Source organism: Marivirga tractuosa DSM 4126 (assembly GCF_000183425.1).
Lineage (GTDB): Bacteria > Bacteroidota > Bacteroidia > Cytophagales > Cyclobacteriaceae > Marivirga > Marivirga tractuosa.
In genome coordinates, this window is the sequence record NC_014759.1 from 3,018,644 (window position 1) to 3,030,910 (window position 12,267).

The 12,267-nt window shown below is 34.0% G+C and carries 12 protein-coding genes; 9 read left to right on the forward strand and 3 right to left on the reverse strand.

The features are described from left to right. The first annotated feature begins 5 nt into the window (after positions 1-5). Positions 6-884 carry a type IX secretion system ring subunit PorN/GldN gene (porN, locus tag FTRAC_RS12790; RefSeq protein WP_013454680.1) on the forward strand — a complete coding sequence of 293 codons (879 nt, stop codon included), beginning with the start codon at positions 6-8 and terminating at the stop codon, positions 882-884. A gap of 32 nt (positions 885-916) precedes the next feature. Here porN and uvrC read toward each other — a convergent pair whose 3' ends face one another. From uvrC to porW, 3 genes are read right to left on the reverse strand one after another with little or no spacing between them, the layout of a single operon-like run. Next, entirely contained in the window at positions 917-2,725 is a 1,809-nt protein-coding gene (gene uvrC / locus FTRAC_RS12795; protein ID WP_013454681.1) for an excinuclease ABC subunit UvrC, read from the reverse strand. 11 nt (positions 2,726-2,736) lie between these two features. Continuing rightward, complete coding sequence (locus FTRAC_RS12800) at positions 2,737-5,019, reverse strand: penicillin-binding protein 1A (RefSeq protein ID WP_013454682.1); 2,283 nt, start codon at positions 5,017-5,019, stop codon at positions 2,737-2,739. Positions 5,020-5,072: 53 nt separating this feature from the next. Next, positions 5,073-7,670, reverse strand: a complete 2,598-nt coding sequence (gene porW, locus FTRAC_RS12805) for a type IX secretion system periplasmic lipoprotein PorW/SprE (protein ID WP_013454683.1) — start codon at positions 7,668-7,670, stop codon at positions 5,073-5,075. Between the two features lie 114 nt (positions 7,671-7,784). Between porW and FTRAC_RS12810 the strand changes: the two genes are divergently transcribed. The 8 genes from FTRAC_RS12810 to atpH all read left to right on the forward strand — a co-directional run bounded on the left by FTRAC_RS12810 (position 7,785) and on the right by atpH (position 12,250). Then, positions 7,785-8,636, forward strand: a complete 852-nt coding sequence (locus FTRAC_RS12810) for a M23 family metallopeptidase (protein ID WP_245545962.1) — start codon at positions 7,785-7,787, stop codon at positions 8,634-8,636. Between the two features lie 23 nt (positions 8,637-8,659). Further along, a complete protein-coding gene (locus FTRAC_RS12815) occupies positions 8,660-9,100 on the forward strand; it encodes a bactofilin family protein (protein WP_013454685.1) in 441 nt (146 codons plus the stop codon). After that, positions 9,078-9,290, forward strand: coding sequence for an AtpZ/AtpI family protein (locus tag FTRAC_RS12820; RefSeq protein ID WP_221405904.1), 213 nt, complete (start codon positions 9,078-9,080; stop codon positions 9,288-9,290). The genes FTRAC_RS12815 and FTRAC_RS12820 overlap by 23 nt, the downstream gene beginning before the upstream one ends. Before the next feature lie 6 nt (positions 9,291-9,296). Then, the gene (locus tag FTRAC_RS12825; protein WP_013454687.1) at positions 9,297-9,677 is read left to right on the forward strand and encodes a DUF6168 family protein; all 381 of its coding nucleotides are present in this window, start codon (positions 9,297-9,299) and stop codon (positions 9,675-9,677) included. Between the two features lie 120 nt (positions 9,678-9,797). After that, positions 9,798-10,868 (forward strand): F0F1 ATP synthase subunit A, encoded by a 1,071-nt coding sequence (atpB, locus tag FTRAC_RS12830; RefSeq protein ID WP_041650705.1) that lies wholly within the window; start codon positions 9,798-9,800, stop codon positions 10,866-10,868. A 41-nt stretch (positions 10,869-10,909) separates the two neighbouring features. Continuing rightward, positions 10,910-11,098 carry an ATP synthase F0 subunit C gene (gene atpE, locus FTRAC_RS12835; protein WP_013454689.1) on the forward strand — a complete coding sequence of 63 codons (189 nt, stop codon included), beginning with the start codon at positions 10,910-10,912 and terminating at the stop codon, positions 11,096-11,098. An 84-nt stretch (positions 11,099-11,182) separates the two neighbouring features. After that, positions 11,183-11,683, forward strand: coding sequence for a F0F1 ATP synthase subunit B (locus FTRAC_RS12840; protein ID WP_013454690.1), 501 nt, complete (start codon positions 11,183-11,185; stop codon positions 11,681-11,683). Positions 11,684-11,692: 9 nt separating this feature from the next. Next, positions 11,693-12,250: an ATP synthase F1 subunit delta gene (gene atpH / locus FTRAC_RS12845; protein WP_013454691.1), complete on the forward strand. Its 558-nt coding sequence runs from the start codon at positions 11,693-11,695 to the stop codon at positions 12,248-12,250. Positions 12,251-12,267 lie beyond the last annotated feature (17 nt).

The window sequence follows — 12,267 nt, forward strand, 5'->3', positions numbered from 1 at the left end:
TGGTTATGAAAAAGTTTGTGTTATTATTTATTGGAGCTTTACTGATGGTATTGGTGATACCTGTGAAGGCTCAAGAATCCTCCAACGATGGGTATAATCCTAATTCGGTCTACCCGATTCATGAGGATAATATTATGTTTAAGAAGCGTGTATGGAGAAGAATGGATTTGAGAGAAAAACAAAATCTTCCATTTTTTTCTTCAGGTAACGAGATTACCAAGCACATAATTGAATCTGCAAAGGCAGGAATAATTCCTATATATAAGGATGATTCACTACAAAATCGAAAAACAAAAGAAGAGTTTTTAGAAGATTTAGAAAATCCACAGTTGCAAGACTTAAATGCAGGTGGCGATGATGCTTGGGGTAGTTCTGATGACAGTGGCTGGGGAAATGATGACGGCTGGGACGATACAGGTGGTGAAGAGGAAGAGGAAGAAGATACTGCGGCTGAGGAAGTAGATACGAAATTTTCTAATAGACAAGTATCGATGTTGGAAATAGTAGAAGATATGATTTTTGATCGACAACGATCTGTCTTAGTTTGGGATATTCAAGCAATCAAACTGGTAATTCCTGCGGAAAACTTTACTTCTGGGCTTGAGAAAGTGATTGGGGTCTTCAAATATAAAGATTTGGTTGACTTATTCAGAAGTAATCCTGAACAAATGATTTGGTTTAATCCCCAAAACAGTGCCGAACATAAAAATCTTGCAGATGCATTTGCACTTAGGTTGTTTAGCGCTCGAATTGTTAAGGTTGCTAATCCAAGCGATAATATGATTATAGATATTTATGATGAAAGTCCACGAGAAGGTATTATGGCATCTCAATGGATTGAATATGAATTGATGGAAAAAGAACACGAACTGTGGTCTTATTAAATTCCAAATAAATTATTGATAAAAGGAAGGCTTCAGTCTTCCTTTTTTTGTTTGAATGCTTTTATAATTTGTTCTGCTTTACTATTTCCAATAATAGTACTTAGCTTTTCAAATGAAGCCTCTTTAATTTTCTTCACAGATTTAAAGTGGGCAAGTAATTGATCTATCGTTTTTTCTCCTATTCCCTCAATTCCTTCTAATTCACTTGTAAAAGAATTTTTGCTCCTTATTTGCCTATGGAATGTAATTGCAAAACGGTGTGCCTCATCTCTTAATCTTTGTAAGAGCTTAAGGGACTCGCTTTTCTTGCTTATATGAACTGGATAAGGATCTTCTGGAAAATATATTTCTTCCAGTCTTTTGGCTATCCCGATAATTGGGATATTACCGTATAGATTTAGCTTGTTCAAAGCTTTGACTGCTGCACTTAGTTGACCTTTTCCCCCATCGATCACTATCAAATTCGGAAGTTCTTGTTGTTCTTCAACAAGTCGTTTATACCTTCTGCCAACTATCTCAGTCATGGAGGCAAAATCATCTGGCCCTATTACTGTTTTCACATGGTAGTGTCTGTATTCACTTTTTTTAGGCCTTCCATTTTTGAAGTGAACCATTGATGCAGTGGGATTTGTGCCTTGCATATTAGAGTTGTCAAAGCATTCGATTTTGATGGGCAGCTCTTTTAGCCTTAAGTCAGATTGAAGTTGTTTTAAAACTCTAAGCTCCTTAATTTTTGAAGATTCATTTTGATTAAGCTTTTCCTTCTTAAAGAATAAGGCGTTTTTTAAGCTCATTTCCACCAATTTTTTCTTGTCCCCTATCTGCGGTTTAATAAAATGAAATGTTTCTGGCGGGTTCGTAATATCTATATTGGTTAGAATTTCATTTGTATTACTTTCGTATATCTTTCTGAGTTCAATTAATGCCAATAAGAGAAGTTCCTGATCTGTTTCGTCTAATTTTTTCTTGAGTTCAATTGTTTTTGTGACATTAATACTTCCATTTTTTATTCGCATATAATTAACAAAAGCATATTTGTCTTCTGAAATAATGCTGCAAACATCTATGTCTGTAAGTTTTGCGTTAACGACTAGTGATTTGCTATGAAATTTCTCAAGTAGTTCAAGTTTCTCTTTATAGCTTTGGGCTTTTTCAAAATTTAATTGCTCTGCCGCTTTTTGCATGTTTTCCTTAAAGTGTTGTTTAGGGATATTCAAATTACCTTTAAGAATTTCTGCTGCCTGGTCAATATCATTCTGATATTCTGCATGCTTTTGCAAGCCTTCACATGGCCCCTTACAATTTCCTATATGATATTCTAAGCAAACTTTGAACTTGCCAGCCTTAATGTTTTGGTCGGAAAGGTTTAACTTACATGTTCTAATTGTATATAATTTTCGAATTAATTCTAAAACATTGTTCATAGCCCTAACACTAGCATATGGGCCAAAGTATGTTCCATTTCTCGCTATTCGCCTTCTTGTAGAGATAATTCTAGGGAAAGGCTCATTGGTAATACATAAGTAGGGAAATGATTTATCATCCTTTAAAAGGATATTGTATTTGGGTTGTAGTTCTTTTATTAAAGAATTTTCCAAAAGCAGAGCGTCAAACTCTGAATTTACAATGGCAATTTCAATTTTTTCAATTTCTCTTACCAGGCGAATTGTTTTTCGATTATGGTTGGCAGATTTATTGAAATAGCTTGTGACTCTGTTTTTTAAATTCTTTGCTTTTCCAACATAAATAATGACCCCTGATGAGTTATGAAATTTATAGACTCCAGGAAGTTGGGGCAGATCATTTATATCTTGTGGCTTAAAGAAAACCGCATCATACATCTAACAATGGTTTATTGAATGCCATCAACATTGAATTTTTGTATTTGTTCAGTTGAATCGGTCATATTATTCTGCTGCATTTTGTAATTGTCGCAATCCAATTCTATTGAAAAATTGGAAGGTTTATTAAATTCGCCCTTAGAAACTGGTAAACTTTCATCTTCATAAACTTTTTTCATGAATTTTTCCCAGATAGGCATGGCCATTCTTGCACCCTGACCTAATCCAATATTTCGGAAGTGTATGCTTCTTTCATCTCCTCCAACCCAGACACCTGCCGCTAAATCTTTAGTAACTCCAACAAACCAACCATCAGAGTAGTTTTGAGTTGTGCCAGTTTTGGCTCCTATTTCGTTATTTTCTCGTAATTCTCTGTCCAGTCCTAAAGCGGTACCTCCTGATATTTCTGTAGAACCTTTTAACATGTGAAGCATGGCATAAGCCGTTTCCGAACTTAAGGCTTCGCCTGTCTTTGGTACAAATTGTTTTAACACTTTCCCGTTTTTATCCTCTATTCTTTCAATATAAAACGGCTCCGTGTAGAAGCCTTCATTTACAAAAGTGCTGTAGGCACCAATTAGTTCATATATCGAAACATCTGAAGTTCCTAAGCATAGTGACGGAACAGCAGCTAATGGGCTCTCAATTCCCAATCTTCTAGCATAATCTACAACTGTTTGTGGTCCTATTTTCTGCATAACATAGGCTGTTCCTGAATTAAGGGATCGTGCCATGGCTTGGCGCAAGGTCATGGTTTCACCAGAAAACTTACCGCCTGAATTGGAAGGAGTCCATGTAGGAGGATCCCCTGGAACTTCAAAAGTTACAGGCACGTCTTGAATTTCATAACAAGGTGAATATCCATTGTCTATAGCTGCGGCATATACCAGAGGCTTAAATGTTGATCCTGGTTGCCTTCTTCCTTGTTTAACATGATCATATTTGAAATATTTATGGTTTATACCTCCTACCCAGGCTTTAATATGTCCATTATTTGGATTCATAGCCATAAAACCGGCATGAAGAAATTGTTTGAAGTATCTAATAGAATCCATTGTGCTCAAAGTGGTATCAATTTCGCCTTCCCAGCTGAACACCTTCATTGGTTTCGGTTCGTTTAATTTTTCAAATATTTTATCTTCGTCATCTCCATATTGATTTTGCCAATAGCTGTAAGCTTTTGTTCTTCTAGCTTCATTTTTAACAAAATCCTTTAGTACTCTTCCAGATTCATCTCTCCACGGTTCTTTACCTTCCCAATGCTCATCAAAAAGCTCTTGTTGAAATTTCATGTGCTCTTCAACTGCTTCCTCTGCATATTTTTGCATCCGGCTGTCAATCGTAGTATATATTCTAAGCCCGTCTTCATAGAGGTCATAGCCATTTTGTTTGGACCATGCTAATAGATCCCATAATATTACCCCTCTAAAATATGTGGCTAAACCATCATTATGATTTTCTACATCATAATCCAACTCAATGGGTTTTGAAGATATTGAATCATAAGCTACATCTTCAAGATAGCCGTACTTTCGCATTTGGTTTAATACTACATTTCTGCGTTGGAAAGCATTCTCTGGTTGGTAAACAGGACTATATAAATTTGGATTTTTACAGAGACCTACTAGGACGGCTGCTTCAGGCACAGTAAGTTGGTCCGGGGTGGTATTAAAAAATGTTTGAGAAGCGGTTTTAATACCAAATGCATTACTTCCGAACTCAAAAGTATTCAAATACATCGCAATTATCTCCTTTTTTGTATAGGATCTTTCCAATTTAACGGCAACAATCCACTCTTTCATTTTAGCTATAATTAAGCCTAAAACGGGGACATCATTTAAGCTTCCATTGGATAAATCACTTCTAGTTCTGAACAATATTTTTGCTAATTGTTGACTTATTGTGCTACCCCCGCCCGCACTCTTGTCAAACATTAAAATAGATTTGAAGAAAACCCTTCCCAAACCGTATAAATCAATTCCAGAATGTTTAGAATATCTTATATCCTCTGTTGCAATTAAGGCATTGACTACGTTTGGAGACAATTCGTCAAAAGTGACTTGACTTCTATTGTATCTGTAATATTTCCCCATCTCTTTATTGTCCGCAAAATATAATATGGAGGACAAATCACTTTTGGGGTTCTCTAGTGATTTCAAGCCTGGCAATTCACCATACCAACCATTAAAGTTTATGCTAATGCTATAGATAAAAATTGAAAAGCCGAGTATGGCCAAAAAGAAGATTGACCATAATGCAATTATTAATTTTTTATATTTTGTTGAATTTTTCATATTCAGTTTAATCTATATTTTTTACAGGAAATTCTCAGTATAATAGTTATCTTCTATTGCGTTATTTCATAATTTAATTTGAAAAAATCAGTATAGCTATCTACCATTTTAGCTTGATAGAAGATCTGAAAATTATCCTTAGAGATGATAAAATTACTAAAATTTAAGGTGCTGAAATTCTTTAATGGTGATAAATCACTGTTAAATTTTTTATAGAACGCCTCTGCTGTTGCTTTACCTTCAAATTCACTTAATAGTATCATTGAATTTTCACTATCAAAGACTAAATTTCCAGCATTTAAGTCTTGATCTGGAAAGAATTTTTCTCCAAATTTCTCGATTTCCTGTGGCAGTATTCCTGACAATGCTTTGTTGTTTTCATATACTACCACAAAGTAATGAGCTTGGTCGAAAAATGGAATGTATTTAATCTTTTCTTTTTGTTGTTGTTTTTTATCCAAATCATCAATTGCAGCTAATAAACCTTTGGCAAAATCATAAAGTTCACTGTTAGGATATTCTTTTAAAAATGATTGTAACTTAAATTTATAAGGATTTTTTCCGTCAGTAATACCAGTGATTAGTGCTTCTAATAATTTTAGGTTGTCTTCATAGTCATTTTCAGGATAGTCATTGAGACCATTGTTTATTTCTTCCGTTGCTGCCTTATAATCTTCTGCTTCATAAAGTCTGTATGCCCTCTCATAAATAACTTTAACTTTTGCACTTGCCAAGTTACTCTCTTCTTGATAATTAGGGTTTTCTACTAGTTTAGCAAAAATGGTTTCAGGGAATTTAGCCAGTAGCTCGGAAGAATAGGTTTTTGATTTAGATTCATCTTTGTCTTTATAATAAATGTATAAAAGATACAAAAGCTCAGCTTTATATTCAGTTTCAGGATATCTTGAAAGTAAGGTTTCATAGGTGTTTACTGCTTCTTGCTTTTCTTGTAGATCAAAATTGTATATGTTTCCAAGTTTATAATAGGCTACTTCCATCTCATCTTTCAACTGGCTTTGTTTTTCTTCATCAAATGGTATTGCAGAGAAAAACTTTTCTTTTTCTTTAGCTAATAATTCTTCTTCACTCATTTCAGGTTGCTGTTCCTGTTTGGCAGCTGCTTGCTTTTCCAGTTCTTCGGCATCTTCCGAATCGAAAACTTTACCTCTATTAGTTCTCCAATTATCCTGAAGTGAGCGATCTCCCCATGTTCTTTTAAAAGTATTTTTTCCTTGCCCTACTGTTGATGCATCATAAAAATAAAATCCACCGCCTGGGGCTGTATTGGTTTGTATATTGGGTTCATCACCAAAAGAACTGCTGTTGGTATTGGCACTTCTGATCCTTTTTTCTCTTTTCTGTCTTGCAGCTTCCTCCTTTTCTTTTTTAAGTTTTTCATCCTGAAGCGTTAAAAACATCTCATTTAGAGAAGCACTATCCATTTTAGCCAGTGATAGTAAGCTGTCATTCTCATTAATAGTGTTCATTTGTTTAATGAAGTCGGATAATACAGATTGTCTTGTCTCTACTTGAGGATAAACCTTTTCATCTTTTGGCATAATTTGATAAGCACTGTCATAATAAGCCTGTGCTAGAGGATATTCTTTTAGTTCATCAAAGTAGAGTAGTCCTAATTTATGATAAGAAAAGGATTTTTGCCTTTCATTATTTATGCTTTCGGCAATGGATGATTTATAATAAGGAATGGCTTCTTCTATGTTTCCTTGTTTTAATTCAAATTCAGCCATTTCGTAGTAAATTTTATCCCTGAATTCAATGTTTTTGCCGTCTTTCAACAATTGTTCAAAGTATTTTCTGATTTTTTTAATATCCTCTCCTTTCGATAGCTCGGTTACTTGAGCCATATTAAGTCGAGCATAAAATGATAATTCATAAGGCGGTCTGTTGTTTAAAACCTCTTTGTAGTTTTCGTATGCAAATGCATCTAAGCTTGATTTTTGAAAAAGCTGACCCAAGATAAAGTGATATTTTGCTTTTGTAGGCCCTCTACTCATAAGCTCAGTCGCTGCAGTCAAATATTTGATTAGGTTATTGGGATCATTGGCAATTTGAAAATAGTGCGCAGCTTGCTGATAAAATTTACGTTTATTAGATTTTGATAATTTTTGCCTGTTGAGATAGTCAATTACAGCAAGGGCATTATTTAATTCATTGTATTCTGTGAAAGTTCTAACAAGATAAGTTAATGCTTCATAACGAGTTTGTTCATCCTCACTATTAACATTGACATATTTAAGAGTTTCAATAGATTCTTCATATTCTTGATTAAGCATTCGTGCAATCCCAACCAAGACATAACTATCGTCTACCCATTTGCTCACTTTATGTCTTTGAATAGCAATTGAAGCTTTTTTTATTACGTCCTCAATTTTTTCAGTATTAGCATTTACGATATTAGTATCGATAGGAGCTTTTACTTTCAAAACTCTATTGAAATTATTCTGATGGGCTTCGTCAATTTCCAATAATACCTCTTGCAACTTTTCGTTTGCAATAAAATATGCATTGTATTTGGCGGTCATATTGTGATAACCATAACTGACTAATCCCGAATTTTCAGGTGAACAAGCCGCTAGAGGCAATAGAAGGCCTAATATTAATATTCTATATAGTTTTTTTCTCTTGTTCATTATTATTTGAAACGACCAATTTAATCGATTCATATAAGAAAAGTATTGAGAGTTGATGATATTATGTATTTTTGTGTCAAACAATAATTAACAAAGTTGCGAATTAGAAAAACAATGTCCAATTGGCTTACCACTCGATATCAAATGGTGGTAAGAAACGAAGAAAACCTAGCTGAAGTATCTACTTTTAACTTCACTTATGCAAAAGTAGTAGTTATTAGCTTATTAACATTTGTTTTGATATTTATTGGTGCATTATATTTATCTCAATCTCTATTGGCACAGTGGTTTGACCCCAGGCATACGACCATGGAATATAATCAGAAATTATTGACTCTTACGATGGAGATGGATTCATTGAAATCTAGATTAAGAGCTCAAGATCGTTTTATAGCCAATGTGCAAACTATTTTGAAGGGAGATGTCCCTACTGGTGAAACTTACAGAGAACCAGATCAAATTAAAACAGATGATTTGAATAAAGATATGAACCCGCAAAGCATGAATGCAGGGGATTCTATTATAAGACAAGAATTTGAAGAGCAAGATTTCAGTTTAACAAGCTATTCTAGTAATAATTACTCAGAGGAATTAAAGGATATCTTCTTTTTCCCACCTTTGCAGGGAATAGTCAGCTCGCCTTATGATATGAGTATAGATCACTACGGGATAGATATTGTAGCAAAAACTAATGAACCGGTAAAATCTATAGCAGATGGAACCGTTATATTATCATCATGGACTCAAGATGGAGGCTATGTGATTGCGATACAGCACAGAGCTAATTTAATATCTGTAGTGAGACATAATTCTGCAATATTAAAAAAAGTTGGTAATTTTGTGAATGCAGGAGAAGTAATCTCCATAATTGGTAATTCTGGGGAACTAACTTCAGGACCACATGTTCATTTAGAAATATGGTATAATGGTAATCCGGTGGATCCGGAAGAATTTATTACTTTTTAATTATATAGGAAAAGGAAACGGAAATGTTTAATAACAAGCAAGATAAAATACAAATGGCACAAGATATCACAAGTTCCAGTAATACTATTGGAAAAGGAACTACTATTAACGGAGACTTAGAAACCTTTGGAAATATTAGGATAGACGGAAAGGTAATTGGAAACATTAAAACTAAATCTAAATTAGTTTTAGGGAACACTTCTCATATTGAAGGAAATGTGTTATCACAAAATGCAGAGATAGAAGGAGAAGTTAAAGGAGTGGTTGAAATTACAGAATTATTGATTTTGAAACCATCTGCAGTAGTTCATGGTGATATTATAACCAATAAGCTTATTGTAGAATCGGGGGCTACTTTTAATGGCGAATGTAAAATGGGGGTTTCTAACAAAACCATCAAAATAGGTGAAGAAACCGCTAATGGACAATCAAACCCAAAAATTGAAAAAGCAAAAGCCGTATAATAGTTATTTAAAGTATTCTGGTCTTGCTATTCAAATGGCAGGAACCATATATTTGGGTAATCTATTAGGTAAATATATTGATAAAGTGGCCGAAAGTGGTTCTGATATTTTCGCAAAGATTATTACCCTTTTGGCTGTTTTCCTTTCTATGTTTGTCATCATCAGACAAGTGATAAAGTCCCAAGAATAAATTTTAATGATCAAAAGACTCGTTATTTTTACAATTGCTATAATGGTAATAGCAACCTCTGTTCTTTTTTGTCAAAAGTGGTATATCTCTTCTCAAGCAGAAAGCTTATCATATTCTCTCAATGCAATTTATATATTTCATTTCATTGCTTATTTAATTATTGTTGTGGCTGTAGAATTATTAAGCAAGAAATTACCAAATCAAGTTGGTTTCTTTTATTTGGCAAGTGTGTTTATAAAAATCGGTTTTTTTGTGCTGATTTTTAAGGATGCAATTTTTGCTGAAATCGCAATGAATTTTCTAGAAAGAATATCCATTATAATCCCGTTTTTCATGTTTTTAGTCTTTGAGGCAATCTATAGTGGAAGGTTGATGAATGCGCAGTGATTCTGTTGATTTTTAAGAGGGTAAAAAACTTAATAAAAAAATTATGTTTATTAAGAAAATGATTACCTTTGCCCCCAAATTAAGGCTATCGAAAGAAGTAGAATGATCAATCCAACTAGAATGAGAAACACATTGTTGTTCGCACTTTTAATATCGCTTATTAACGTAAACACGTTATTTGCGGTTGCAGGAGATTCAGAAGAAGGTGGGCAAATTAACACCAAAGAGGAGATAAACGAGTATATCCAGCATCACTTGCAAGATTCTCATGATTTCATTTTTTGGACTAGCGGTAAAACTGGAACTCATTATGGTTTCCCTTTACCAGTTATTTTGTGGTCTGATGGCGTGCATGTTTTTTCTTCCTCAAAATTTGATCATGGTCATGAAGTAGCCGAATCAAATGGAAAGTATTTTGCTCTTTATCACGGTAAGGTTTATGAAACCAATGCCGAGGGAGATATTGAGTTGGATGAAGCAGGTCATCCGACAAACCCTAAACCCTTAGATCTTTCCATCACTAAAAACGTGGTGGGGATGTTATTAGCATCTTTATTGTTGTTCTTAGGTTTTAATTCTTTAGCTAGAAGCTATAGAACAAGGTCTATTCCTAAAGGAATTGGTAGAATATTAGAGCCTTTGGTGATTTATGTGAGAGATGAAATTGCTCGTCCTAATATCGGCCCTAAATATGAGAGATACATGTTTTATCTTTTAACTGTATTCTTTTATATCTGGATTTTGAACTTAATGGGCTTAACTCCACTTGGGTTTAATGTAACAGGCAATATTGCTATTACTGTGGGTTTAGCGTTGATCACATTTGTTGTAGTGCAGTTTAGTGGAAATAAAAATTACTGGAAACACATTTTCTGGATGCCAGGCGTGCCAATTCCAATGAAAATAATTTTAATGCCAATTGAGGTGTTGGGAATGTTTACTAAGCCTTTTGCATTATTGATTCGTTTGTTTGCAAATATCACTGCTGGGCACTTTGTGGTTATGAGCTTAATTGCTTTAATGATTACCATGAAATCAGCTTTTGGTTTAGTGGCATCAACAGGTATGGCATTTGCCTTAGCGTTTTTTATTACTATAATTGAATTACTAGTTGCTTTCTTGCAGGCTTACATTTTTACTATGCTTTCGGCATTGTTTATTGGTATGGCAGTGGAAGAAGAGCATCATTAATAAATAAGTATTTTTGTTTAATTTAATATAAATCAAATCTCATGTACAATTTAATTGGAGCAGGATTAATCGTAATCGGTGGTGGAATTGGCTTAGGTCAAATTGGTGGAAAAGCAATGGAAGGTATTGCTAGACAGCCAGAAGCATCAGGTAAAATTCAAACCGCTATGATTATCATCGGTGCATTATTGGAAGGTTTAGCATTTGGTGCTTTAATCTTAGGTCAATAATCTATACCGAAGGAAAAAACAAATGTTGTTTGCAGCGCTAGGCTGTAAACAGCATTTTTTAAAAACATTTAATTAAACACAAGAATGGAACAATTAGTAAATGATTTTTCTCCTGGGTTGTTTTTCATGCAACTCTTCATTTTTGGTGTCCTCTTGTTGCTTTTGTCAAAGTTTGCTTGGAAGCCAATTTTGAATTCGTTGAAAGCAAGAGAAGGCAGCATTGCAGATGCATTGCAATCAGCTGAAAATGCTAAAGAGGAAATGGCAAAATTGCAGGCTGACAATCAAAAATTATTGCAAGAAGCAAGATTGGAGAGAGATAAGCTTTTAAAAGAAGCAACTGACATTGCTAATAAAATAAAAGAAGAAGCTAAGTCTGATGCTGCTAAGCAAGCAGATAAAATGATTTCTGATGCAAAAAATGTAATTGAAGTAGAGAAAAATGCTGCTTTAAAAGAAGTTACAACTAAAGTTGCAGAACTTTCATTGGAAATTGCAGAGAAGCTTATTCGTAAAAACCTATCTGATGATAAAGCACAAAAGGCTTTAGCAGAAGATTTTATGAAAGATTTAAAACTCAATTAATCTGATCAAATGTCAGAATATAGAATTGCATCCCGGTATTCCAAGTCTTTAATGGACCTCGCAGTTGAGAAAAATCAATTGGAGGATATTAAAGCTGATATGGAACTATTATCTAAAGTCTGCAAGGAAAACAGAGAGTTTGTCCTTATGCTTAATAATCCTATTTTAGAAAGCGTAAAAAAAGCTGCTGTAATACGAGCAGTATTCAAGGACAAAGTACAGGAAATGACTTCTTTATTTTTTGACATTGTGTCAAGAAAGCATAGAGAGTCTGTTTTGCCAGAAATGGCAAAAGTTTTTAAGCAACTTTATAATGAGCATAAGGGGATCATTACAGCTGAGGTAACTACTACATTCAAATTAGATGATAGTTTACGTCCAGAGGTAATCAAAATTGTAAAGGAGATTTCCGGTAAGGAAGTTGAATTAAATGAAAAAGTTGATGAAGCTTTGATTGGTGGCTTTTTAATCCGTGTGGGTGATAAGCAAATTGACGAAACCATTCAAAGCAAATTAAATGATTTAAGAAGGGAATTAACCCGGAATCAATATATCAAGCAGATTTAAAATATTAATTAACCTAT

Bases quoted from the DNA above. Each gene is read 5' to 3' on its own strand.
- FTRAC_RS12815 (WP_013454685.1), top strand. From the start codon at position 8,660: ATGTTTAATAACAAGCAAGATAAAATACAAATGGCACAAGATATCACA.
- FTRAC_RS12825 (WP_013454687.1), top strand. From the start codon at position 9,297: ATGATCAAAAGACTCGTTATTTTTACAATTGCTATAATGGTAATAGCA.
- porW (WP_013454683.1), bottom strand. From the start codon at position 7,670: ATGAACAAGAGAAAAAAACTATATAGAATATTAATATTAGGCCTTCTA.
- FTRAC_RS12840 (WP_013454690.1), top strand. From the start codon at position 11,183: ATGGAACAATTAGTAAATGATTTTTCTCCTGGGTTGTTTTTCATGCAA.
- porN (WP_013454680.1), top strand. From the start codon at position 6: ATGAAAAAGTTTGTGTTATTATTTATTGGAGCTTTACTGATGGTATTG.
- FTRAC_RS12800 (WP_013454682.1), bottom strand. From the start codon at position 5,019: ATGAAAAATTCAACAAAATATAAAAAATTAATAATTGCATTATGGTCA.
- atpE (WP_013454689.1), top strand. From the start codon at position 10,910: ATGTACAATTTAATTGGAGCAGGATTAATCGTAATCGGTGGTGGAATT.
- uvrC (WP_013454681.1), bottom strand. From the start codon at position 2,725: ATGTATGATGCGGTTTTCTTTAAGCCACAAGATATAAATGATCTGCCC.
- atpB (WP_041650705.1), top strand. From the start codon at position 9,798: ATGAGAAACACATTGTTGTTCGCACTTTTAATATCGCTTATTAACGTA.
- FTRAC_RS12810 (WP_245545962.1), top strand. From the start codon at position 7,785: ATGTCCAATTGGCTTACCACTCGATATCAAATGGTGGTAAGAAACGAA.
- atpH (WP_013454691.1), top strand. From the start codon at position 11,693: ATGTCAGAATATAGAATTGCATCCCGGTATTCCAAGTCTTTAATGGAC.